18 protein-coding genes and 1 other RNA gene are annotated in these 23,802 nt (G+C 37.9%); 7 read left to right on the forward strand and 12 right to left on the reverse strand.

The features are described from left to right. The first annotated feature begins 24 nt into the window (after nucleotides 1-24). The 3 genes from G3O09_RS00660 (at nucleotide 25) to G3O09_RS00670 (ending at nucleotide 1,870) form a co-directional block, all read left to right on the forward strand. A complete protein-coding gene (locus G3O09_RS00660; protein WP_163099041.1) occupies nucleotides 25-645 on the forward strand; it encodes a DUF4047 domain-containing protein in 621 nt (206 codons plus the stop codon). Further along, nucleotides 608-1,168 (forward strand): signal peptidase I SipW, encoded by a 561-nt coding sequence (gene sipW, locus G3O09_RS00665; RefSeq protein ID WP_163099043.1) that lies wholly within the window; start codon nucleotides 608-610, stop codon nucleotides 1,166-1,168. The genes G3O09_RS00660 and sipW overlap by 38 nt, the downstream gene beginning before the upstream one ends. Before the next feature lie 87 nt (nucleotides 1,169-1,255). After that, nucleotides 1,256-1,870 carry a TasA family protein gene (locus tag G3O09_RS00670; protein ID WP_163099045.1) on the forward strand — a complete coding sequence of 205 codons (615 nt, stop codon included), beginning with the start codon at nucleotides 1,256-1,258 and terminating at the stop codon, nucleotides 1,868-1,870. A 532-nt stretch (nucleotides 1,871-2,402) separates the two neighbouring features. Here G3O09_RS00670 and G3O09_RS00675 read toward each other — a convergent pair. Continuing rightward, a complete protein-coding gene (locus G3O09_RS00675; RefSeq protein ID WP_163099047.1) occupies nucleotides 2,403-3,794 on the reverse strand; it encodes a branched-chain amino acid transporter BcaP in 1,392 nt (463 codons plus the stop codon). 219 nt (nucleotides 3,795-4,013) lie between these two features. Here G3O09_RS00675 and G3O09_RS00680 point away from each other — a divergent pair, with 219 nt between their 5' ends. The 3 genes from G3O09_RS00680 to G3O09_RS00690 all read left to right on the forward strand — a co-directional run bounded on the left by G3O09_RS00680 (nucleotide 4,014) and on the right by G3O09_RS00690 (nucleotide 7,740). Next, nucleotides 4,014-5,291: a sensor histidine kinase gene (locus G3O09_RS00680; protein ID WP_163099049.1), complete on the forward strand. Its 1,278-nt coding sequence runs from the start codon at nucleotides 4,014-4,016 to the stop codon at nucleotides 5,289-5,291. A 2-nt stretch (nucleotides 5,292-5,293) separates the two neighbouring features. After that, complete coding sequence (locus G3O09_RS00685) at nucleotides 5,294-6,175, forward strand: response regulator (protein WP_163099676.1); 882 nt, start codon at nucleotides 5,294-5,296, stop codon at nucleotides 6,173-6,175. Between the two features lie 293 nt (nucleotides 6,176-6,468). Continuing rightward, entirely contained in the window at nucleotides 6,469-7,740 is a 1,272-nt protein-coding gene (locus G3O09_RS00690) for a cation:dicarboxylate symporter family transporter (protein ID WP_163099051.1), read from the forward strand. 229 nt (nucleotides 7,741-7,969) lie between these two features. Here G3O09_RS00690 and G3O09_RS22675 read toward each other — a convergent pair whose 3' ends face one another. Next, nucleotides 7,970-12,088 (reverse strand): S8 family serine peptidase, encoded by a 4,119-nt coding sequence (locus G3O09_RS22675; protein WP_163099053.1) that lies wholly within the window; start codon nucleotides 12,086-12,088, stop codon nucleotides 7,970-7,972. Between the two features lie 152 nt (nucleotides 12,089-12,240). Continuing rightward, nucleotides 12,241-13,497, reverse strand: coding sequence for a helix-turn-helix domain-containing protein (locus tag G3O09_RS00700; RefSeq protein ID WP_163099055.1), 1,257 nt, complete (start codon nucleotides 13,495-13,497; stop codon nucleotides 12,241-12,243). A 442-nt stretch (nucleotides 13,498-13,939) separates the two neighbouring features. Between G3O09_RS00700 and G3O09_RS00705 the strand changes: the two genes are divergently transcribed. Next, nucleotides 13,940-14,167 carry a hypothetical protein gene (locus G3O09_RS00705; protein ID WP_163099057.1) on the forward strand — a complete coding sequence of 76 codons (228 nt, stop codon included), beginning with the start codon at nucleotides 13,940-13,942 and terminating at the stop codon, nucleotides 14,165-14,167. A 36-nt stretch (nucleotides 14,168-14,203) separates the two neighbouring features. On the opposite strand, the gene qoxD is transcribed toward G3O09_RS00705, so the two are convergent. The 9 genes from qoxD to secG form a co-directional block, all read right to left on the reverse strand. Next, the gene (gene qoxD / locus G3O09_RS00710) at nucleotides 14,204-14,485 is read right to left on the reverse strand and encodes a cytochrome aa3 quinol oxidase subunit IV (protein ID WP_163099059.1); all 282 of its coding nucleotides are present in this window, start codon (nucleotides 14,483-14,485) and stop codon (nucleotides 14,204-14,206) included. 2 nt (nucleotides 14,486-14,487) lie between these two features. Further along, nucleotides 14,488-15,084, reverse strand: a complete 597-nt coding sequence (gene qoxC / locus G3O09_RS00715; RefSeq protein ID WP_163099061.1) for a cytochrome aa3 quinol oxidase subunit III — start codon at nucleotides 15,082-15,084, stop codon at nucleotides 14,488-14,490. A gap of 3 nt (nucleotides 15,085-15,087) precedes the next feature. Beyond that, nucleotides 15,088-17,031, reverse strand: coding sequence for a cytochrome aa3 quinol oxidase subunit I (qoxB, locus tag G3O09_RS00720; protein WP_163099063.1), 1,944 nt, complete (start codon nucleotides 17,029-17,031; stop codon nucleotides 15,088-15,090). A 74-nt stretch (nucleotides 17,032-17,105) separates the two neighbouring features. After that, nucleotides 17,106-18,038: a cytochrome aa3 quinol oxidase subunit II gene (gene qoxA, locus G3O09_RS00725; RefSeq protein ID WP_163099065.1), complete on the reverse strand. Its 933-nt coding sequence runs from the start codon at nucleotides 18,036-18,038 to the stop codon at nucleotides 17,106-17,108. Between the two features lie 591 nt (nucleotides 18,039-18,629). Next, nucleotides 18,630-18,991, reverse strand: a transfer-messenger RNA (tmRNA) gene (gene ssrA / locus G3O09_RS00730). 144 nt (nucleotides 18,992-19,135) lie between these two features. Continuing rightward, the gene (gene smpB / locus G3O09_RS00735; RefSeq protein WP_163099067.1) at nucleotides 19,136-19,603 is read right to left on the reverse strand and encodes an SsrA-binding protein SmpB; all 468 of its coding nucleotides are present in this window, start codon (nucleotides 19,601-19,603) and stop codon (nucleotides 19,136-19,138) included. Between the two features lie 82 nt (nucleotides 19,604-19,685). Next, nucleotides 19,686-22,082, reverse strand: coding sequence for a ribonuclease R (gene rnr, locus G3O09_RS00740; protein WP_420850318.1), 2,397 nt, complete (start codon nucleotides 22,080-22,082; stop codon nucleotides 19,686-19,688). Nucleotides 22,083-22,139: 57 nt separating this feature from the next. After that, on the reverse strand, nucleotides 22,140-22,886 hold the full coding sequence (locus tag G3O09_RS00745; RefSeq protein WP_163099071.1) for an alpha/beta hydrolase: 747 nt from the start codon (nucleotides 22,884-22,886) through the stop codon (nucleotides 22,140-22,142). A gap of 549 nt (nucleotides 22,887-23,435) precedes the next feature. Then, the gene (secG, locus tag G3O09_RS00750) at nucleotides 23,436-23,666 is read right to left on the reverse strand and encodes a preprotein translocase subunit SecG (protein ID WP_163099073.1); all 231 of its coding nucleotides are present in this window, start codon (nucleotides 23,664-23,666) and stop codon (nucleotides 23,436-23,438) included. Between the last annotated feature and the right edge of the window lie 136 nt (nucleotides 23,667-23,802).

Below are 23,802 nucleotides of genomic sequence, written 5' to 3' on the forward strand. Positions count from 1 at the left end.
GCGGTCTTGAAAGGAGGCAATGTTTTGAAGGCTGCATTTCATAAAGCTATCATCCTTCCCTGTATATGCTGTATTTCTTTTTATACAGGAGTTCAATTAGTAGGAGAAACAGAAGCTTCATTTTCTAGACAAGCATCCTTAGAAACCATCGAAATGTCAGCTGCTTTTGTTTTTCCTTCAACGATTAAACTTCTAGAAAATAAAGCAAAGACTATTTCAATATCGATGCATAACAAACATGAATCGATCACACCCATTTCACCAGATGCCTCACTACAAGAATTACAGGAAAAACAGATTGCAATCACTCACATTGAACAAGATTTGTCTCACCTATTAAAAGAATTAGAAAGCATTCATTTAGAACTAGATTCCTACTCTCAGAAAGCCGCTGGAAATCAAGCGTATGATTATGTGCATGAAGGTTATAAAAACGTTGATAGGCTTGTGAAGGAAGTACAGGCAACGATTGATATGCAACATCTATCCAACATCCTTTCTACAATCAGTTCCAAAATCAAGGAACTTGAAGAAAAAGCACTAGAGAAACAAAAAACACAGGATGAGGAATCAGCATCAGGAGATTTAGTTGAGGGAGCGATAAAGCATGAAGAAGAAGAAAAAAATATTGAAGGTAACCTATAGATTGCTAGGTGGTTCCTTCCTAATTGTGGTCTGTTTATTAGCAATGATAGTTTTGGCCTCGAGAATTTCGGGAGGGGAGCCAACAATCTTAGATCACCAAATAAAGGCTGTTTTATCAGGATCGATGGAACCCACTTTCCAAACAGGTTCAATCATTACTATTAAATTGGGTGGAGAAGCTACTTCTTATCAAAAAGGAGATATCATCACCTTTCAAAAGGATCAAAAGTTAATAACTCATAGAATCATTGAAGTGTATAAAGAAAATGAAAAGGTTTCCTATAAAACGAAGGGTGATAATAATGATGGTCCAGATTTATGGACGGTTCAATCACAAGACATCGTTGGGAAGTATGCTAACTTTACGATTCCATACGTAGGGTATGCAATGAATATTGCTAATTCTAAATTAGGCTCTGCCCTATTATTATTCATACCTGGTTTACTATTGTTCCTTTCAGCATTGCGCTCAATTATAGGGGCAGCAAAAGACTTAGAAGCAAAAAAGTCTCAATTATCATGATTCAAATTTGGTTAAGCCTCCTATGTATAAAAGAATACATAAGAGTTTAATATATTTTCTTACATATTTTGAATGGGGGATGAAGGAATGAGTTTTACAAAGGCGGTAAGTAAAGGTGTCATGACGGCTGCATTAGGATTATCTTTAATGAGTGGAGGAACGTTCGCCTACTTTAGCGACTCGGTACAAACGAACAATACGTTTGCAGCAGGAACACTAGATTTGGCGGTTAACCCTAATGCTGTAATTAACATCGACAACCTTAAACCAGGGGATGAAATTTATCGTGAATTCACTTTAGAAAACAACGGTACATTGGATATCTACAAAGTATTACTGGATACAAAATACACGGTTGAAGATGGAAAAGGCGATAATACCGATGACTTTGCAAAGCATATTAAAGTCACCATTATGTATAATACAAGCAGTGCTACCGTCCCTATTGTCGAGACTACACTATATGATTTAAAAGAACAGAAGCCTGACTTAACTGCTATTGATGAATTTGTAGGCAACACAACAAGACCTGATGGCATCCCTGCTGGGCAAAAAGAAAAAATGTTTGTATTATTCGAGTTTGTCGATAATAAAGAAGATCAAAACCAATTCCAAGGCGATAAACTTCGTGTAGATTGGACATTTAACGCAGAGCAAACACCTGGAACGTATTATGATGATTTGGATGCAAATAATAACTAACATATAATAGTAGAAAGAAGATGTGTTGCCTCTTGCAGAAGAGTGCTGACACATCTTCTCTTTTAGTTTTAGGCTAGAAAAAATTCGTACTGGGGAGCATGACGCTTTATTATAGAAGTAATTTTTAGGCAAAGTCCCCAAAAAAGGAATCAAAACTAGCATTTATGTGAAATAAAGCTCCATTTAATACTCCATTATGCATTTCCATCCTCCTTTCAGCCTTGAAACCTAATATCCTGTATATTATCTAGAAGGGACTCGATATCTTTTATCGAAACTGGAAAAATACCTTCGAAACCATGAAAAATACAATCGAAATGGCCAAAATACAATCGAAAATCCCCAAATATCGATTTTTCAACAATTCTAACCCAAAATCTAATAAAAAATTTATCCATTAATGAGATCTATTAAATATTTTGAGGTATTATCCATAGAAGCCTAATTTGAAGCTCAATAATGAATGGACAAAAAATAACCCTAATAGGGAATCTCCTTTTAAAGGAAATTCCGTATCAGGGTTGAATAAACTCTATTTATTCGCTTGTTTACTTAGATTTAATTTGCTGTTTTTATATCCATAAGCAAAATAAATGACTAGACCAATTGTTAACCAAACAAGGAATCCCATCCATGTAAAGGATGAAAGTTGCATCATAAGGTACCCACAGAATAGAACTGCTAATATAGGAATTAATGGTACCCAAGGAGTTTTAAATCCACGTTTTAAATCTGGGTGGGTTTTACGCAGAACTGCAACACCTAGTGAAACAGTTGCAAACGCAAATAGTGTACCAATACTTGTTAACTCAGCTAATCTATCAAGAGGCACAAAACCTGCAAAAATGGCAACTAATATTCCTGTTACCCAAGTACTTTTCAGAGGGACTTGAGTCTTCGGATGAACAGAAGACAATGCTTTTGGAAGTAGCCCATCCCTGCTTATTGCGTAAAATAGGCGTGTTTGTCCAAACATCATTACAATAAGAACAGTGGTAATCCCAACAATTGCACCAAGGGAGATAAATCCTGCTGCCCAATCTTGCCCAATGAACTGTAACGCAAATGCTACTGGGTCTTTTACATTTAACATGTCAAACGGCACAATCCCTGTAAGGATTAAAGATACGATAATATATAAAACCGTACAAATAGCCAATGCTGATATGATCCCGATTGGAAGATTCCGCTGAGGATCTTTTACTTCTTCTGCTGCGGTAGAAACGGCGTCAAAACCAAAATAAGCAAATACAACTACAGCAGCACCTGTTACTACCCCCGAGAATCCAAATGGCATAAACGGTTGCCAATTTGTTGGCTCAACATACCATACACCAATAACAATGAAAAGAAGAACAACAGCCACCTTAATAATAACCATGACCGTATTAAACTTTGCTGATTCCTTTACTCCCCTAGAAAGTAGCATAGTAACCAATAGTACAATGATGACAGCTGGTAAATCTATAAAAGTTCCCTTATCTGGATTAAATGCACTAGTTAATGCAGTTGGCAAATGCAAACCAAATCCTGATAATAAACTTTGAAAATATCCTGACCAACCACTCGCTACTGCAGAAGAAGCTAGTCCATACTCTAGAACTAAGTCCCATCCGAGAATCCAAGCAAATAATTCTCCAAAGGCAACGTAGCTATAAGTATATGCACTCCCTGATTGAGGAATCATGGAAGCAAATTCAGAATAACAAAGTGCAGCGAATACACATGCTAAACCTGCAATAATGAATGATAGGATTAGTGCTGGTCCAGCGTACTTGGCTGCTGCTACTCCAGTCAGAACAAAAACACCAGTTCCAATAATCGCACCTACACCTAACATGGTTAAATCAACTGCTCCCAAAACTCTTTTGAGTGAATTATTAGATAATTCATTCCCTACTTGTTTCTTCCGTAGTAAATCCATTTAAACCTCCAGAATCTCTCGTTTGTCGAATAATGTCTTGTTTTGTCGAAATAATAGATTTATTCTAAACATATACTATTTATTTGTAAAGGTAATTTATGAATGATAATTTTTCCCAAAGCCAAATTATTGATATGATGACATTATTATTCCAATTCTGCTTCTAATAGGATTCCTTATCTGTATTAAAAAATTCTTCTAATATCCAAAGGAGAAAAAATGCTTTCTTCCAATTCATTTTTCAAATTAATTCATAAATCTAAATGGATTACTTTAATTTTTACTGCTCTATTAACTGAGCTTGCAAGTGAAATCAAAGTAATTCCATTCAACGGCGAGTATTTCCGGTTTGGTTTAGGGAGTGTTATTTTTTTTCTAATTGTTCTTATCCAGCCTCCTGCTTCATTCGCAAAAACAGGATTCTTCACCGGTATGCTAGTCTTTTGCTTTCGTATTCTGGGAGATATGATATTTGATCCCATCCCTATCTTGGATAGCATAAAGAATCATTTACCCGCCTTTCTATTTTACTTCCTGTATGGTATAGGGCTTGGCTTTATTAATATAGAGAAATACAAGACTTTTCCGCTTCTACTTGGTTTATTGGCTGCAGGGATAGAGTTTTTAGTGAACGGCATAGAGCATCTGATGCGCTACTGGTTTTTAATTCATGAGAACTTAGGACCTCGAGAATGGGCTTTGTTAAGTGTGGTAGCCATATTCCGTAGTTATTTTGTTGTTGGACTATATAGTACAATTACTGTTTCGGAACAAAAGAAACGGATGCAAGAAATGCTCGAGGTTGGATCGGAATTATATTCAGAATCCCTTTACCTTCAAAAATCCATGAATCATATAGAACAAATCACGGCATCAAGCCATGATTTATATCGAAAATTAAAAAAGAGCAACCTTGACGAATTAGGCATGCAAGCATTACTCATTGCTCAAGAAATACACGAAGTGAAAAAAGATTCACAGCGGATTCTTTCAGGTCTGTCGAAAATCACGATACAAAAAAGTAATGAGGATCTTTTTCTCTCTGATGTGTTAGGATTTGTGGTTACCGCTAATAAAAAGTATAGTGAAATGTTAAAGAAAAAAATCTCATTTAATCTGAACATGTCGATAGATTTTTATACGCACCAACATATCCAATTACTTGCATTATTAAATAATCTGACCGCTAATGCTGTGGAAGCCATTTCTGAAAAAGGAAACATCGATATCGAAATCTTCGAGGAATTAGAGTTTATTATATTTATTATCAATGATACGGGGATTGGGATTCCCGAAGAGGATATATCAATCATCTTTGAACCTGGCTATACAACAAAATACAATGATCATGGGGTTGCTGCAACAGGGATAGGTTTATCACATGTTCATGAAATCGTTCATACACTTCATGGCCAAATTGAAGTAGAATCTCAAACAGAAGGTACTACATTTCGTCTTAAAATCCCTACTGATACCATAAGAAAAAGAGGTGGATGAAGCTGAGATATTTTATTGTTGACGACGATTCAGCTAGCAGAAGAATGCTAGAGAAAATCATATCAGATGGAAATCTTGGAACGGTTATCGGTGAAGCAGAATCTGGAGTCGATTCACTTCCTCTCATCCTTTCTTTACGTCCAGATGTTGTTCTAATCGACTTTTTCATGCCTAAACTGGACGGAATTGAAACTATCGAACAATTGAGGATAAAAGGATTTGAAGGACAGTTCATCATGATTTCTCAAGTGGTAAATAAAGATATGGTAGGTGAAGCCTATGAAAAAGGTATTGAATTTTTTATTCATAAACCTATCAATAGGTTAGAAGTACAAAGTATTTTAAAAAAGACGGCAGAACAATTCCGTCTGAGACAATCTTTAATGACGATTCGAGAATCTTTGGCGTCCGTGGAACAAACCAAGTTAACGCCAAAACAAAAAAGCGTGAAAGAAATCGTCTATTCTATATTAAATGATATGGGAATTATCGGAGAACCAGGAAGTGGAGATATGGTATTGATGATGGAGTTTCTAATAAATCGCCAAGATTCCTCATCACTATTGCCCCCTCTTAAGGAATTATATGAGGTTATTTCTGATTCAGATAAAGATATAAAAAAGGAAATTAAATCAATTGAGCAGCGCATCCGTCGGGCAATTATGGCAGCAATGAACAACTTAGCTTCACTAGGAACTATTGATTATACAAATCCAAAATTCGAATACTATGCACCTCGTTATTTCGATTTTCAAGAAATAAGGGTACGCATGAAAGAATTGGATCAGGAAAGCAATGAAACCACGAAAGTAAAAATAAATATAAAAAAATTTCTCCAAGTCTTGTATTTTGATTCATTAGAAAAATACACTTCAACTTCATAGCACTAACTTCCCCAGATCTTTTGAGAGTGAAGGGGTTTTTTTTTGTGACAGCTTTGGATTAACTTCAAGTGACATTCGCGAAGACGAAGCTATAATAAGCGCAACTAGGCACATTGCCAGTATTAACAAAGATTTCTTTATTTGCTAATAAGCAATAAGACGGATTCTAATTCACTTCATGTCGGATTATGTAGGATTCAGTAGTCTCCCCATATAATAAATTTTACATTTTACTTTTACAATTTTCAAAAATTAGTAAGCGTTTACATTAAGAAAAATGGGGAGGAAATTCGATGAAAAAACTTAAGTTTAGCTTAGCTTACCAAATTATTGTCGGATTGGTTTTAGGGATAATAGTCGGAGCCATTTTTTATGGAAATCCTGCTGTAGCAACATATTTACAGCCAATCGGAGACATCTTTATTCGATTGATTAAAATGATTGTCATTCCAATTGTTGTTTCAACGTTAATCCTTGGGGTTGCTGGTACTGGGGATATGAAAAAGCTGGGTAAACTCGGCGGTAAAACGATTCTTTACTTTGAAATTGTTACAACGATTGCGATTATTGTAGGTTTATTTGCTGCCAACTTGTTTAAACCAGGCGTTGGAGTGGATATGTCAAAGCTGGCTAAAGGCGATATTCAAAGCTATGTTGACACATCCGAACAAGCAACAAGTCATAGTTTTGCCGATACTTTTGTCAATATTATTCCGAAAAATATCTTCGAATCTTTAATGAATGGGGACATGCTTGCAATCATCTTCTTTTCCGTCATGTTCGGATTAGGAATTGCTGCAATCGGTGAAAAAGGAAAGCCTGTTTTAGCATTCTTCCAAGGTACTGCCGATGCCATGTTCTGGGTGACCAATCAAGTAATGAGATTTGCACCATTTGGTGTTTTTGCCTTGATAGGAGTTACGGTTTCAAAATTTGGTGTAGAATCCTTAATTCCACTTGGAAAATTAGTAATTTGCGTTTATGCGACAATGCTCTTCTTTGTTGTTGTGATATTAGGTGGGATCGCGAAGATGTGCGGAACCAGCTTACTTCATATCGTTAAGATTTTAAAGGACGAAATCATCCTTGCTTATTCTACAGCAAGTTCAGAAAGTGTATTGCCAAAAGTAATGCAAAAAATGGAGAAATACGGATGTCCGAAAGACGTGGTTTCATTCGTTATCCCAACCGGCTATTCATTTAACTTAGATGGTTCTACACTTTATCAAGCATTAGCAGCAATTTTCATTGCTCAAATGTACGGAATCGATTTAAGTATTTCTCAACAAATTTCTTTAATGTTAGTATTAATGGTTACATCTAAAGGTATTGCTGGTGTTCCGGGAGTTTCATTCGTCGTTCTATTAGCGACTCTAGGAACTGTAGGTATTCCACTAGAAGGACTAGCATTTATTGCTGGTATTGATAGATTACTTGATATGGCTCGTACCGTTGTTAATGTAATCGGTAATTCTTTGGCGGCAATCGTTATGTCTAAGTGGGAAGGACGATTCGATACAAAGAAAGGTAAAGAATACATCACTTCCATTCAAAAAGCTGCATAAGTAACAAAAATCTAATAACTGAGAAGGCCTACCGAAAAGTGGTAGGCCTTCTCTTTTGTTTTCTAGCACTACTAAACTAATATTAAGAGGCTGCTCACTTAATTGAGATAATAGGTAAGTAAGATAATTATCCTAGAAGAGATAAAAGTTTTTAAAGTTAAAAAAGAGTGCTTAAGGGAACGAATCCCTTAAACACTCTGATCTAGCAAAGATTATTTTATAAAATTAATTAGAGACCAAGCTCTTGCAGAATCTTCTCCAATGTTTTGCCTTTGTAATTCTCTTTCGATTTTGGAGCGTTTTCTACTGTCGGATTTTGCATTAAATAGTTCCTTTGTACAAATGCCATATCCTGTGCATCTACAGTGCCGTCATAATTAATATCCCCATCGCGGTCACTTGTTCCCCACGTTTCTTGGATGTAAACTGCATCCATTACATCAATGACATCATCTTTATTAACATCTCCGCCTATCGCTGGTTTATTCGGCAGATATTTGTTTTGGTTAGTTACTTTTCCGCCATCAATGAATCCAATCGTAAATGTATTGTGCACTGTAAAGTGGCCCGGCACATTAAGCTCGAATTGGAATTCTTCATCTGTTAACGGTAATGGAATTTCATAACCTATGTCCGAACCAAGTCTAGGACTTCCATTATACACCTTTCCGTCAACGCCCGTTGCCTTTACTGTGACACCCACCTTCATGTAATCATTCGGTCTTGGTGTTCCATCTGGCATCATAAATGCCTCTGCATCATATGCCCCACGAGCCAACGAATATGTCGGTTCCAAAAAGATCATTGGATTTGCACTTAACGCTTCCTTCTTTACATTATTCGTATCTGTGTAAGAAGCTTTCATATATCTAGCATAAAACAGAGGAGCTATCGTATAGTTGTCGTCCTTCATCTTAAATGCTACATCCACTAGAGAGAGGTCACCGGACAAGCCTGGCACTCCTTCCTTCGTTGTTGCTGTAATCGTCAGTTTTCTATAAGTTCCACCGTCTGCTACGTCCTCTACTTTCACATCCACTGACTTGCTGACGCTGCTGTGTGGCGTCACAATCGGTTGTTCCGCAAGTGTAGCATTATATGAGAGTGAATACACGGCTTCTTTTACATTGTTTACATTATTTAGGGTCAATGTAGTTTGGGCTGTCTCTCCCATTTTTGCCGCTGTTTTTTCTGCCTTCATATTGGCATACAACTCTCCCTCACGGATGAAGTAGATCATTCTGCTTTCTTTCCATGTTTTATTGGTCGCAGCATCTGTGCCATAAAACCAAAGCTGCATCGGTCTCGTTTGATTCATCGGAATATCGACGGAGAATGTGCCATCTTCATTTACAGGAATTTGTACTTCACGGCCGCCAAGCTGGTCTTGATAAAACATTTTGTTATTTCCTTGGGTAAAATTAAATCCTGCCGCTTTCATATCATCAATTTCTTTATCAAATATAGAACCAGTCACTCTCACTGTTTTTTCTTCCGGCTTATATTCATACACATCTGATTTTAGATTCAGATCGATTTTTGGAGCGATGCTTTCAATATAAATAGGCGTTTCTTTAGAGAATGTTTTTCCTCCATCATTCGTGCCTACAAATTTCAATCTGTATGATCCTTCTTTTGCCAGTTGTTGGTTGTAAGCGATAGGATTTTCTGAATTTCCTGTAAACGGATAGTACAGTCCCTTAAAAACTTGTTTGAAAGAAAGATCTACCTTTTCATTCATTAGAATTCCATCAAGAGTTCCGACGAATCCGATTTCTTTGTTTGTTTTTCCATCTATCAGAAACACATCAATCGTACGCATATGGGACTTTAATCTCATGATCGCATCAGAAGCCGCCGCCATCGTAGTATATCGGTAATCACCAGTTGTTGTAATTGCCTTATTGACCATATCTACTGATTCAATTCCCTCTTCAGTTGTGCGGATAGCAAAAGGCACTTGGTATGTTTCTTCCGGATTTGCTTGGTTCGTATACGTAATATAGCCTTCATACGTTCCTAGCGCTGCTGTTTTTGGAACAGAGATCGAAACCGCCGTTTTCTTTTGCGCATTTCCACTAACGTTTACTGTCTTATCTGTTAAAATTTGAACACCGTTAGCATCTGCATCTTTTGAAGTTCTATAATCGTTTTGGAATCGTCCTTCCAACACTTGAAACTCGACTTTCACGTCAAATGTTTTTGCTTGTTTACTATTGTTATAGACGATAAGAGAACGTTGATCAGACACATTGGTTCCATTCGGTGCAAATGTACCGAAGCTGATCGCCCCTGTTTTATCTTTAACCGAAACGTAATCACCTTTTTTATCTACCTTACCTTGCGTTTCATCTACAACTTCAATCCGCGCTTGGGAATGAACCGCTTCATACGGATCCACTACACCTGCTCCTACTTCATAAACGCTGTATTCTCCGTTTAACGGATCTGCGGTGTTCATCAATACTTGCTTCACTTGTTCCGGAGTAAAATCCGGGTTCGATTGTAATAATAATGCCGCTACTCCAGCCACATTAGGACTTGCCATAGATGTTCCTGATAGTCTTTCATATGCATATTGATAGTTTCCGATTTGATCTGCCCCGTGCATATACGAAGGTACAGTAGAGAAGACGGATACTCCCGGTGCTGTTACCTCCGGCTTAATATCGTAAGTCGTACGAGCCGGTCCACGTGAACTAAAGGAAGCAAGCTTGTTCCCTTCTGTCATCACTTGTCCAATATCATCAAATGATATTGTCGCTTTGTCTGTCACTTTTTGTTTCAATGCAGTACCGTGTTCATAGGATAGAGAAAATGTTGGAACAAAGCCGTAGCCCTCTCCTAAATACGATGGGATATATCCTTCTCCGGGAATGTTATTCATCATCAATACTGCTTTTGCACCGTGTTTTTTCGCTTCTTTGATCTTAGCATCCAATGAGAGAATCCCTCTATCGACTAAGACAACCTTTTCGTTAACATCTTTATTGTTATAGTTATTAGCAGACCCTATTCCAACGTAAACAATTGAAAGACTCTGGCCCTTTAACTCTTCTACTCTATCTTCCAAGCCCTTTGCCAGCAGTTTTAAATCTGCGGATACATCATCTAATGAACCTTTTGCCGTTGCAATTGTTTCTGATGTATCGCTCGCCCCTACTGTAATCGCTAATGCAGCCGCACCCGGGGATCCTAGTGTATACAACCTGTCACCGCTGTTTCCAGCAGAAACAACCGCTGTTACTCCTGCCAGCACCGCATTATTTAATGCCATGCTTGTAACATAAAGAGGATCATTGTAGGCTCTTCCCAAAGAAAGATTGATTACATCCATCCCATCCTCCACAGATTTATCGATCGCAGCTAAAATGGCTTCTGTTGTACCGGTTCCATATTCTCCTAATACACGATACGCATAAATATCCGCTTCCGGCGCTACTCCCGTCACAGCATAATCCGTATTATTTTCACCTTGGCCCGCAATAATGCCAGCAACATGAGTTCCATGTTGAGTGTAATAATAGGCACCGGTCAAAGGATTGATTTCTGCATATCCCGATTTTTCCCAATCATCATATGTTGTTTCCATTGGGTCATTATCGTTATCGACAAAATCGTATCCGCCTTTATACGCATCCTTTAAATCTGGATGGTTATAGTCAATGCCAGTATCTATTACCCCTACCTTTATCCCTTCTCCAGTAAGCCCTTCTGCATGTAATTTATCTACTCCAGGATATGTCAGCATTCCTGTCTCTTTATTCTCGTTAGAGGAAGCACCTTTCTGAACAGGAGGTTCAACATGTACTTCTTCATTGCTCCATATGGCTTTTACTGAATTGGATTGAAGCAATGCTTTTACTTTGTTGGCAGGTAGTTCAATCGCAACACCATTAAATGCATTTTTGTATAATCTTTTTACGTTATAGATATTTTTTTTCTTCTTTAAATCCTCTTTATATATTTCCTGCAAATCTGATTTGAATGTTTCATGCGCTGCATCTGCTTTTTGTTTCGCATCGTTTAGCAACAGCTGCTTCCCATTAACTGCAGCTTCTGCTACCGCTGTTTTTGCAGGCTTGTCCTTAAATTCTACAATGACAGAAATGCTCTCTTCGCTTTCAAGATTTGTATTTGGCGATAATTGAAGTCCTCCACTGTCACTTGTTTGCAATTGATTTAACGCTTGTCGCTGTTCAGGAGTCAAATTTGACAGGACTTGCTCAATTTGCGAAATGGTTTTTGCAGAAACAACCTGATTGATGGGAGTTTGTGCGAATGAACTAAATAAAAGCCCTGTACTTAATGTTAATGTTGTTAAACCTTTTGTAATTCTATGATTCATTCTTCTCTTCCCTTCCCTTCTTTTCTTTATCACTATTGCTCCCTCATTATATTTAGATTTGACGGAATATTATTTTTGAAAAATTCTATCAAATCAAAAAAAAAAAAAAAATGAGAGCTCTTTTTAGCTCTCACCCTTCACTTTATCAATAGTTAATGATTGTTTCCTGTACTTAATAATTGAGTATATTTCACTTCATGTTGAAGCGTTGCATGGAATCTATATTTCCAAAAGGCTAATAAACATTTTTTTAACCTTGCTACATTTCCAATTCTATTCGATGAATCCGCCACTTCTAATAGTTCATTCAATCCTTCTTCAAATTGATTGCATTTACATTGAAACAAAGCATATGCATAGCAATAATCCAAATACATTTTTCCTTTTAGCCATGGTTCCTTACTTTTCGCCATATCTTCAATGACATGTTTGAACCTTTTAATCAATCTATTTACATCATCTAATCGATTTAATTGAATGTATGTCTCCAATATTCTCGGCAACCCAACATACATATCGTCCCTATTTTCCAGCCAGGAGAGATATTCATCCGCATATTCTACTTGTCCTAAATCCAATAGGGCAACATAGCGATTTCCAACAGATATATCTGCAAAAAATTCATTTACTTGTGCGTATTGCTCAATTAGATCTAATACTTCCTCAAGAGAAGCTCCTAATCTTGCCAAAGCAAAACTCTTATACATTAAAGCCCGTCCATAATAATCCCCTTCTGTTGCCAATTGTTTCAATTTTTCAGCGTAATTCAGCACTTGCTTCCATTCTTCTCTCCGGTAGTAATCTGCCATGATCCACATATATGCTTCTTTCCTAGTCTCAATTGGCATGTATGCTAAATGATCTAATACATGAGAAAGCGCATGCTGCCCTTTGTCTGTCATTCTTACAATAAAAAATCTCCTGAAATAGCTTATAGCCACTTCCTCTGAAAAGCGATCTGATTCATTTTCAATAACCACTTCATAAAGGGGAAGTGCTCGCTCTCCTTTTCCTACTTGAAAAAGCTCTTCTGCAACAGAAAAGATATACGATAAGTTTTTCTTTCTAATTGTTTTTGAATTTTCTTCCAACATTAAATTAATTAAGTCACTATAATGATTCTCATGGCCATCAGCTGCACACTTATACAAGAACTGTATACATCTGCGCTTGTCAATTCGTTTTCCTTCGATTAAACAGTCTTCCACATAGTATGAATAAAGAGTACCTTCTGATAGCCCGAAAGCATTTGTAATCGCATCTAAATTTTGCAAAGAAAGGGGTTGCTTATGATTAAGAATGCGACTAATCTCACTAATATGAATACCGGATCTTTTTGAAACCTCTGTCTTATTCCACTTTTTCATTTCCATATATTTTAGAATTTCTTGAAATAAAGCAGCATTCATTTTTTTCACCTGGCCCTAATATTCTCCATTTATCTTAATATGCCATAACTCGATTTTGTAACACATGAGCGGTTTTTCCCACATTCACAGTTAATTTCTAACATTATTATCTTTGATAATAATTACGATTTTTGACTAATCTACACTTCAAAAAGGGCACTTCTTCTACATGAAGAAACGCCTCCGTTCGTAATATAGGTTAGCCAGATCTCTTTGACCTTTTTCTATATGGTCATATGATACGGTAGTCAGCGTAGTACATTCCTACCATTGGATTCGATCTCGTTAGTTAAACTGTTAACCCTATTTCAAATACAACAATTAAGGAAACTTCACAAAACACAAAAAATCAACGAAAAGTTTTGACAGTTCTGTGAAAAAAGTTTTGACAATTATGTGAACAAATTGAATAATATATTTTATAGAAGGAGGGATCGTGAATATGGAATCTAAATTATTAAATGCAGTGAAAACTGTTGGTCTATTGGTACTCTCCATTGGAGTGATGATTTTTTCACTCAGTTTTTGGGTAAGCGATTACGAATATTTAGCTCCGATTGGCATCGGAACCGTTGTAGGTGCTGTTTTTATCTTTTTGATAGGCGTATTTTTTGTAGCTACTGAAGAAATGTTAAACAAAACGGAAAAAGGTATTCCAATCAAAAAATAAAGGAGCGCCACTGTAGGCACCCCTTTATTTTTTTGATTACATATCCCAAACTAGAGCTAGCAATGTACCGAAAATGGTTACTAGCGCTATAGCTAATCCATAGTAAATATTTGTATAGATAGCCCCTTTATCCTCTGTTTCACCAGCATGCATAAACACAACTAGTTGAAGCCCTGCTTGAAGGAATGCTGTTAGCAGCAATATAGTCATGCCTGTTGAAAACGACATGTCAAAGAAGTACACCACAAGTGCTACTGCGGTTAACATCAATGAAAATACGAAGCCCATAACTTGTTTAAGAGGGAATAATTCTCTCATTTTTACATCATTCCTTTCAAATAAATGAAGCTGAAGATGAAGATCCAGACTACATCTAAGAAATGCCAGTAAAGGGAGAAAATGAATGCTTTATTAGTTGTTTGAGGAGTCAACCCACGTTTTTTCACTTGCAGGATGATAAATAATCCCCAAAATAAACCGAGTGTAACGTGCGCTCCATGTGTTCCTAGTGTTGTTAATAAAATGGATGTGAAGGCACTAGTTTGTATGCCTGCCCCTTCATGAACATACGTTACAAATTCAAAAATTTCAACGCCTAAAAATCCTAAACCGAGAAGCAGTGTAACTGTATAGAAGCCTATCATGGCTTTTACTTTGCCAATTCGCATGGCATGAATTCCAAGCCCCACTGTAAAGCTACTTGTTAATAGCAAGATGGTCTCTATTAACACCGGAGTAATTTGGAAAATCTCCGCTCCAGTTGGTCCACTTCCTGTACGATCCGCTAAAGTGAAATAAGAAGCAAAAAGTGTTGCAAATAGCATAATTTCTGCACCAAGGAAAATCCAGAACCCTAAAATCTTTAAGCGATTTTCTTCCGTACTATATTCAAGTGGTAGCGAGTGATCTATTTTCACTTTTTAAGCACCTCGCAATCTTGTTTCAGTTTCTTCGATTTCTTCAACTGAGATATATCGGCCGTGATCATTTTCAAATGAACGAAGTGCCATACATATAAAAATCCCTATCGTTGTTAGGATTACAGGAATCCACAAACTGAAAATAAATGAAAATCCCCATACAAAGAAAATACAACTCATAATAAACGGAATACCACTATTGTTCGGCATGTGAATTTTTTCATATTCACCTTTAAATAAAACATGACCTTTTTTCTTTGCGTCCCAGAAGGGTTCAGTTGACTGAACTTGTGGAACAATTGCAAAGTTATACTCTGGTACAGGTGAATGCGTAGCCCATTCTAGTGTTCTCGCATCCCAAGGATCATTTCCAATATCTCTTGAAGCGTAACGTGTGCTGTAATAGATATTGTACACAATTAATACAAATCCGATTGCCATAATCATAGCTCCAATAAACGAAACCATATTCAATGGACCAAATCCAGTAGACTCAGAATACGTATACATTCGACGCGCCTGACCATCCAGACCCGTAATATACATAGGCATGAATGCCAATATAAATCCAATAGAAAGAAGCCAAGCAGTCCATTTTCCAATTCTTTCATTTAACATAAAACCAAACATTTTTGGCCAATAGTATGTGAGACCAGCGAGCATCGCAAATACCACACCAGGAATAATAACATTATGGAAATGTGCGACTAAGAACATCGTATTATGATATTGATAGTCAGCAGCTGACATTGCAAGCATTACTCCGGTTACCCCACCTAATGTGAAAAGCGGTATAAATAGCATTGAATAGAGCATCGGTGTAGTAAAAACTATTTTCCCTTTTCTAAGTGTGAGCAACCAGTTAAAAATCTTTACCCCTGTCGGTACAGCAATCGCCATCGTTGTAATGGAGAAAATGCTATTTGTTAGAGCTCCTTGACCCATTGTAAAGAAATGGTGGGCCCAAACTATAAATGAAAGAAAAGAGATTAAGACCATCGAACCTACCATAGATTTATAGCCATAGAGGTTACGACGGGCAAAGGTTGAGATAATCTCACTATAAAGACCAAACGCTGGCAAGATTAAGATATATACTTCAGGATGTCCCCAAACCCAGAAAACGTTCGCCCAAAGCATATCCATGCCGCCATTATCTAATGTAAAGAAGTTTGTTCCAAATTGTCGGTCCAAAGTTCCCATTGCGAGTAATACCGCTAAAACAGGAAATGCAAAAACAATGATCACATTAGCGATAAAAGAAGACCAGGTGAACATCGGCATTTTCATTAATGTCATACCAGGTGCTCTCATTTTAAGAATGGTTGTAATAAAGTTAATCCCTGTCATTAATGTCCCAATACCGGCAATCTGAATGGCAATCATATAATAGTTGTTTCCTACCGATTCGCTAAATTCGTTACCGGCAAGCGGGAAATAGGAAGTCCAACCGGCATCTGGTGAACCACCAATGACGAAAGAAATATTAAATAACATCGCACCCATAAAAAATAACCAAAAACTTAATGCATTCAATCTAGGAAATGCGACATCACGAGCTCCAATTTGCAATGGAATCACTAAGTTCATAAAGAACATTATAAATGGCATGGCCATAAATAAAATCATAACGACACCATGCGTTGTGAATATTTCATTGTAATGCTGAGCATCTAGTAATTTGTTATCTGGAGCAGCAAGTTGGGCGCGCATCATAACGGCATCTACCCCACCGCGGAAAAGCATTAGCAAAGAAGATATTAAATACATAATCCCAATGCGTTTGTGATCAACCGTTGTTAACCATTCGCGCCATAAGTAGCCCCACTTTTTAAAATAGGTTAACCCTGCAATTACTGCGATTACAGTAAGACCTATGGCGACCATCGATGCATAAATCGCAACACTTGGATGAGGTATTGCAAATCGATTAAAGAAATCCATACTTTTTGACTCCCTTCTAACAGTTTATTCCTTGTTAAGCAGATATAATGGTTTGAGCCTTTATCAGTTAATTCTTAATGATGGTGGCTATGGTCAGAGTTCCCATCGGTAGATTCTTTGTCACTTTGATCTGATTTCTTCTCTTCTGAATCGACATCATTTTCAGATGACTTATGATTTTCATGACCTTCAGGTGGTGGCGAGAAGCCTAAATGTGTACTAGTAAAAGTCATCTGCCCCAGATGTCCAGGTTCTAATAATTCTTCATACTTCTTTTTCGTAAGCGGCTTTGCAGTATCCTTTACTTCTTTTATCCACTCATTAAATTCATCATCAGGCATGGCTGTAACATTGAAGGTATTTTCTGCGAACCCTTTACCGCTAAAATTTGCATTCCGTCCCATATATTCGCCTGGAACATCTGCAGCTAAATGTAATGTCGTAACCATATCACTCATTGCGTATTTTTGTCCTCCGAGCTGCGGAATCCAAAAGCTTGTGATTGGTCCTTTTGAATAAAGTCTAAATTCAAGTGCACGATCAGTAGGAATATACAAGTAGTTAACCGTTTCAATATTTTCTTCTGGATAACTAAAGTGCCACTTCCAATTAGAAGATGATGCATATACAACTAATGGTTCTTTATCCTCGTAACCTTTCGGTCTAGCCTCAACAATATAATTACTTTGAACAGATACAAATGAAAGATAAGCAACAATTAATACTGGAATTCCCACACAAATGACTTCTACCCAAAGATTCCCTTCTATATGTGGAGGTTCATAATCATGGCTTTGTTTTGAAGCACGATATTTTACTAACATGAGCACTAGAAGAGCAAAAACAACAACAACAATGACAGACATGATTCCAATCGATAACATGATGTCACTTGCTTGTCTTTCTGCTTGTGGTCCTTTTGGATCTAAGACAAGTAATCGTTCACAACCTGTTAATACAGCAGAAATTGCAAGAGTTACTACTAATAAAGCCCATTTCATTTTCATTGAGGTTCCCCCTGTCTTTACTTGATTTTTCAATATAAGTACATGCTCATTTATACAAGAAATAAAATATATGTGTATTTTTTCACAAACTAATACATTTGTGCACCAAATCACAATTTAAAATAAAGATACCCTCAAGAGTTTCCAGTATAAACATAATGTTAACATGAGTTCAAAAGTTGAGGTGTGACAATTTCACGAAGGAATTATTTTGAAATTTTTACTAATAAATAAGCAAGATATAACGTATCTGAACAAGATCTCTTTCTAGTATTTAAATAGGTTTTATGTCATTGGGTTGGCTGGGCACCGATAAGAAGATAAAAAGGTCCCCATAATGGGGACCTTTTTTGCCTATTAGTATATCTTGAAGAAGTTCCTTAAGTTAACCATTCGTACCACTCTTCTAAGGCAGCAAGATCAGTACTATTATCATCTTTTGAAGAAAGACTTTTCCCATTTTCAGTCATATAACCTTAATCTTCAATGAGCTGAGGATAAAATGACAAAAAAGGTAGATCAATAAAGATCTACCTTTGACATCTTAATGTTTTAAGTCATATTTAAGTATTTTACCACCAAATTTATGTATGGTGGAGACGGTGGGAGTCGAACCCACGTCCAGAAACATCGCCACTTAAGCTTCTACGAGTGTAGTCGACATATTAGCATTTCGCTAACTCTTATGCCTATCGACAGGCTTCGGAGCAGCTAGTCTGGTTGTTCTCTTCCTTCATCCTCAGACGGTGGAATCCGGCGTAGCCCACTTAGAGTGAGTCCCTTACCCTACCACATGGGCAATGGAGGGAGGAACCGCAATCAACTGTTATTAAGCAGCGAAAGCGAAGTTGTTGTTTTGTTTGCCAGTTATAGGCTTTGACGTTTTAACGAGGCCGATCCCCTCGACTCGCAACCTAAGCTCGAACTATCCCTGTCGAATCCGTAACGTCCCCATGATAAGAATGGAGCGATAGGATGATGAATAGCAAGCAAAGTGCTGTGCATATTCAGTTGTCATCTACAAGAATCATTATATCACATCTAACATAAGATGCAATTGTAACTTCCTGTAAGTGAATGTAAGGAATGGCAATGACTTAGATTTTCTGACGATCACGGAAGGCACGTTCGATTTCACGTTTGGCTTCTTTTTTCTTTAAATCCTCACGTTTGTCATATTGTTTTTTACCTTTTCCTAGACCTATTAAAACCTTGGCAAATCCATTTTTCAGGTACATCTTTAAAGGAACAAGTGTATATCCTTCCTCTTTCGTTTCACCAATCAATTTATTGATTTCCCTGCGATGCAATAATAGCTTCCTTGTACGTAGAGGATCATGATTATAGCGATTGCCTTGCTCGTACGGGCTGACGTGCATATTGTAAAGATATAATTCTCCATTATGGATTCTAGCATACGAGTCCTTTAAATTAGCTTTTCCTTTTCTTATGGACTTGATTTCTGTACCTTGCAGAACGATACCAGCTTCGTATGTTTCTTCAATAAAAAAGTCATGATAGGCTTTTTTGTTTTGTGCGACTTGTTTGCCTTCTCCTTTCGGCATATGACCAACTCCCCTAAACTGATTGTCTCTCTATGATAGCATGAGAGCCTGAATGTGTAATACTCAGGCTCTCTTTTTTACATTATCTTCTCTTCGGCTTTTTCTTACGTTTAGCGGCTGGTGCATTTTCAAAGAACTTTTTCTTCTTTCTTGGTTTACGATCGGATGAGCTCCCTCCATTAGAGTCCTCTTTTCGACGACCTTGACCTTGACCTCGTCCTTGTCCTTGTCCTTGTCCTTGACCTTGACCTTTACCGTCTCTATCGTTGCTCTTTGGACCGCCACGACCTTGCCTGTCACCCGATCTTGTTTTAAAAACACGGGTTTCATTCGTTTCGCGTCGGCGATTGTTCTTCATCCCAGCTACTTCAAAATCAATGGCACGCTCGTCTTTATTGACGTTCGTGACTCTGACCGTTATTTCATCACCAATGCGGAATACCTTTGCAGTCCGTTCGCCTATCATTGCCAAATGGCGCTCATCAAATCGATAATAATCATCATTCATGGCACTTACATGGATTAAACCTTCAATCGTGTTTTCCAATTCGACGAACATCCCAAAGTTTGTAACAGAGCTAATGACACCATCGTACTCTTGACCAATTTTGTCCAGCATATACTCTGCCTTTTTCAAATCGTCCGTCTCACGCTCAGCATCGACAGCACGTCTTTCTCTTTTGGATGTATGATCCGCAATATCAGGCAATAATGCATTCCATTTTGCTCTTGTCTGTTCATCCACTTTTCCTTCGATCAAGTAAGTCCGAATCAATCGATGAACGATTAAGTCAGGATAACGACGGATTGGAGAAGTGAAATGAGTGTAAAACTCAGTTGAAAGTCCAAAATGCCCTAGGCTTTCTGGATAATATTTAGCTTGTTGCATGGAACGTAACAATACCGTGGAAATGACCGTCTCCTCTGGTTTTCCTTCTACAGCCTCTACGATTTCCTGTAATGCCCTTGGATGGACATCGTTTGCTTTCCCTTTGACCACATAGCCAAAGTTTGTGATGAATTCAAAGAATCTTTGCAGTTTTTCTTCCTTTGGGTCTTCATGGATACGATAAATGAAAGGAACATCCATCCAATGGAAATGCTCTGCAACCGTTTCATTGGCAACTAGCATGAATTCCTCAATTAATTTCTCTGCTACGGAACGTTCTCGCAATACGACATCCGTTGGCTCTCCATCTTCGTTTACTAAAACCTTCGATTCTTTAAAATCAAAATCGATGGCACCGCGCTCCATTCTCTTTGAACGAAGGATTGCTGCGAGCTTCTCCATTTCTTCAAACATTGGAACTAGTGGCTCATATCTGCTTCGAAGTTCTTCATCTTGATCAACCAATATTTTATTGACGTCTGAATAAGTCATTCGTTCAGTCGTTTTAATGACACTTTGGAAAATTTCATGTTTAACGACTGTTCCCGTTTCATCAATTTCCATATCGCATGACAGGGTAAAACGATTTACCTTTGGATTCAAAGAGCAAATTCCATTTGATAAGCGATGGGGAATCATCGGGATGACTCGGTCAACCAAATAGACACTTGTGCCGCGTTCATACGCTTCTTGATCGATTGGTGAGCCTTCCTTCACATAATGGGTGACATCTGCTATATGTACGCCTAGTTTATAATGACCGTTATCAAGCTTGGTCACCGTAACAGCATCATCAAGGTCCTTGGCGTCTGCTCCATCAATCGTCACGATTACTTCGTCACGAAGATCTCGTCTGTCCCCAATATCATCCTCATTAATGGAATCTGGTACATTCTGCGCTTGTTCAATGACTTCATCAGGAAATTCAAGCGGTAAACCATGCTGGTGGATAACGGAAAGAATGTCTACACCAGGATCATTCTTATGACCAAGAATTTGGACAACTTCTCCTTCTGCACTTACTCTTCCATCCGGATAAGCCGTTAGTTTTACTACAACCTTATGTCCTTCAACAGCACCCATGGAGGCAGCTTTAGGAATAAAAATATCATTTACGACCTTTTTATCATCCGGGACGACAAAGCCGAAATTCTTACTTTCAACATAAGTTCCCACTAGTTCAGTCAGTCCGCGCTCAATAATTTTTTCAATGGTTCCCTCACGTCTTGAGCCTGAGCTTTCCGAAGAAACACGAACAAGAACAATATCACCATGCATCGCATTCTTCATATCTCCAGGTGGAATGAAAATATCATCCATTCCTGGTTCTTCCGATAACACAAAAGCAAACCCCTTTGCATGGGCAGACAATTTTCCTCTAATTAAATTTAACTTTTCTGGAAGACCGTAGCGATTGCTTCTTGTTCGAATGACAAGTCCCTTTTCTTCCATTTTCACAAGTGCCTTCACAAAGTCTTTAAAGTCAGCAGAATCTTCGATGTGCAATGCCTCTTCTAGCTCTTGTACTGACATAGGTTTGTAAGCTTCTTTTTTCATATATTCAAGAAGCCTATCCATATGGAGTTTCATATTTTCATCCAAATAAAATCCCTCCTCTAGAGGATATATGCTAAGGGCAGGAATGAATTATTCCTCCCAGTCCAACTTTTCTAAGAATTGATAAACGTCTTCATGCAATTGTTCACGCTCTTTATCGAGTGTGATGACGTGACCTGATTCTTCGAACCATTTTATTTCCTTCAAATCTGATTGAACTTCATTGTAAATGATGTTTGCGCTATCCGTATTGATCATAGCGTCATGTCTTGCCTGTACGACAAATGTCGGGGCATAGATCTCATCAACATGGTTCCTGACATCGGCAATGAGTTCTTGAAGTGCCTTTAAAGTATTCATTGGTGTTTTAGAGAATTGCTCCATCTCCTGTTCTACTTGTTCTGGAGATTTGCCCTCTCTTCTTTTATATTCTCTTGCGTACTCCAATACTCCTTCGTACATCACTTCTTCACTTTTAATATACATAGGCGCACACATTGGTACGATACCCTTTATAGGTACAGTGTAACCTAATTTCAATGAAAATACGCCGCCAAGTGAAAGTCCTGCTACCGCAATTTCTTTATGCCCTTTGCTTTTCAAAAAGTCGTACGCCATCATGACGTCCTTCCACCAATTGTTTGGTCCCGAATGTACGAGTTCTTCTGGTGGGACACCATGGCCTTTATACTGAGGAGCGTGACATGTATACCCCTTTGATTCTAAAAACCGCCCCAGCATCCTAACATCAGCAGAATTCCCTGTAAATCCATGTAACAACAATACTGCTCTTTTCCCACCCTCGAAAGTGAATGGTTGTGGCATTTTGATTTTCATATCTTCTTCTACTCCTTTAAATCTGGTCCTTCTAGTTGAGATTGTATAGTATTATTATGACCCATTTTCTTTCAGAATGTGAAATTTGAGGCCTTTATAAAAGTTAATCAAACGTTTGATTAACAGAAAAGCGGAAGGCGCTTTAATGAAGGAACGTCAGCTAAAGAACCGCCACGTCCTGTGGCGAACGCTGACATCACCACATCCTGTGGAAGTCAAGCATAAGACAAGCCGGCTGGAAGGTTGGTTTGCACCTTCCGGACGGATTGGCTTATGACCTCGAGGCCGACTAAAATCGCCACGTCCTGTGGCGACGTCGGCACTAGCACATCCTGTGCGTCGCCGATAGCACCTGCAGCTAGACAATCAGAAAAGCGGAAGCGCCCCGGAAATAGAGAACGTCAGCTAAGAACCGCCAAGTCCTGTGGCATTGTCGGCAATAGTACGTCCTAAACGTCGTACTAGACACTGCTCTAAGTTCAAAAAATTTTTACTATGTAATATAAAAACCCGGCATTTAGCCGGGTTTTATGCTTTACTGATAAGCTATTATGCGAAGAACGCAACAGCGATTGTTAATACAAAGAATAATACAGACAGAACAATGGTGATTCTGTGTAGAACTAAATCGATGCCACGAGCTTTTTGTTTCCCAAATAGCTGTTCAGCGCCACCTGAGATCGCGCCAGATAATCCAGCACTTTTACCAGATTGAAGCAATACACAAACGATAAGTCCGATACTAACTAATACAAGAAGAACTACTAAAAATGTATGCATGCAGTTCCACCTCCTGATCCTGTAAGCAATTATTTTAAATGTACCATAATATCCATTATTCCACAATGCTTGTTTTCCTTCGCGCTTATTACGTTATTAATAGTTTCTTTTGCTACAGAAGGACTTCCTTCAAGAG

The organism is Peribacillus alkalitolerans (assembly GCF_010882125.1).
Classification (GTDB): Bacteria; Bacillota; Bacilli; order Bacillales; family DSM-1321; genus Bacillus_BN; species Bacillus_BN alkalitolerans.

What these genes read in the sequence shown, in the direction of transcription:
- sipW (WP_163099043.1), top strand. Translation starts at nt 608, where the DNA reads ATGAAGAAGAAGAAAAAAATATTGAAGGTAACCTATAGATTGCTAGGT.
- G3O09_RS00670 (WP_163099045.1), top strand. Translation starts at nt 1,256, where the DNA reads ATGAGTTTTACAAAGGCGGTAAGTAAAGGTGTCATGACGGCTGCATTA.
- G3O09_RS00675 (WP_163099047.1), bottom strand. Translation starts at nt 3,794, where the DNA reads ATGGATTTACTACGGAAGAAACAAGTAGGGAATGAATTATCTAATAAT.
- G3O09_RS00680 (WP_163099049.1), top strand. Translation starts at nt 4,014, where the DNA reads ATGCTTTCTTCCAATTCATTTTTCAAATTAATTCATAAATCTAAATGG.
- G3O09_RS00690 (WP_163099051.1), top strand. Translation starts at nt 6,469, where the DNA reads ATGAAAAAACTTAAGTTTAGCTTAGCTTACCAAATTATTGTCGGATTG.
- G3O09_RS22675 (WP_163099053.1), bottom strand. Translation starts at nt 12,088, where the DNA reads ATGAATCATAGAATTACAAAAGGTTTAACAACATTAACATTAAGTACA.
- G3O09_RS00700 (WP_163099055.1), bottom strand. Translation starts at nt 13,497, where the DNA reads ATGAATGCTGCTTTATTTCAAGAAATTCTAAAATATATGGAAATGAAA.
- G3O09_RS00705 (WP_163099057.1), top strand. Translation starts at nt 13,940, where the DNA reads ATGGAATCTAAATTATTAAATGCAGTGAAAACTGTTGGTCTATTGGTA.
- qoxD (WP_163099059.1), bottom strand. Translation starts at nt 14,485, where the DNA reads ATGAGAGAATTATTCCCTCTTAAACAAGTTATGGGCTTCGTATTTTCA.
- qoxB (WP_163099063.1), bottom strand. Translation starts at nt 17,031, where the DNA reads ATGGATTTCTTTAATCGATTTGCAATACCTCATCCAAGTGTTGCGATT.
- qoxA (WP_163099065.1), bottom strand. Translation starts at nt 18,038, where the DNA reads ATGAAAATGAAATGGGCTTTATTAGTAGTAACTCTTGCAATTTCTGCT.
- smpB (WP_163099067.1), bottom strand. Translation starts at nt 19,603, where the DNA reads ATGCCGAAAGGAGAAGGCAAACAAGTCGCACAAAACAAAAAAGCCTAT.
- rnr (WP_420850318.1), bottom strand. Translation starts at nt 22,082, where the DNA reads ATGAAACTCCATATGGATAGGCTTCTTGAATATATGAAAAAAGAAGCT.
- G3O09_RS00745 (WP_163099071.1), bottom strand. Translation starts at nt 22,886, where the DNA reads ATGAAAATCAAAATGCCACAACCATTCACTTTCGAGGGTGGGAAAAGA.
- secG (WP_163099073.1), bottom strand. Translation starts at nt 23,666, where the DNA reads ATGCATACATTTTTAGTAGTTCTTCTTGTATTAGTTAGTATCGGACTT.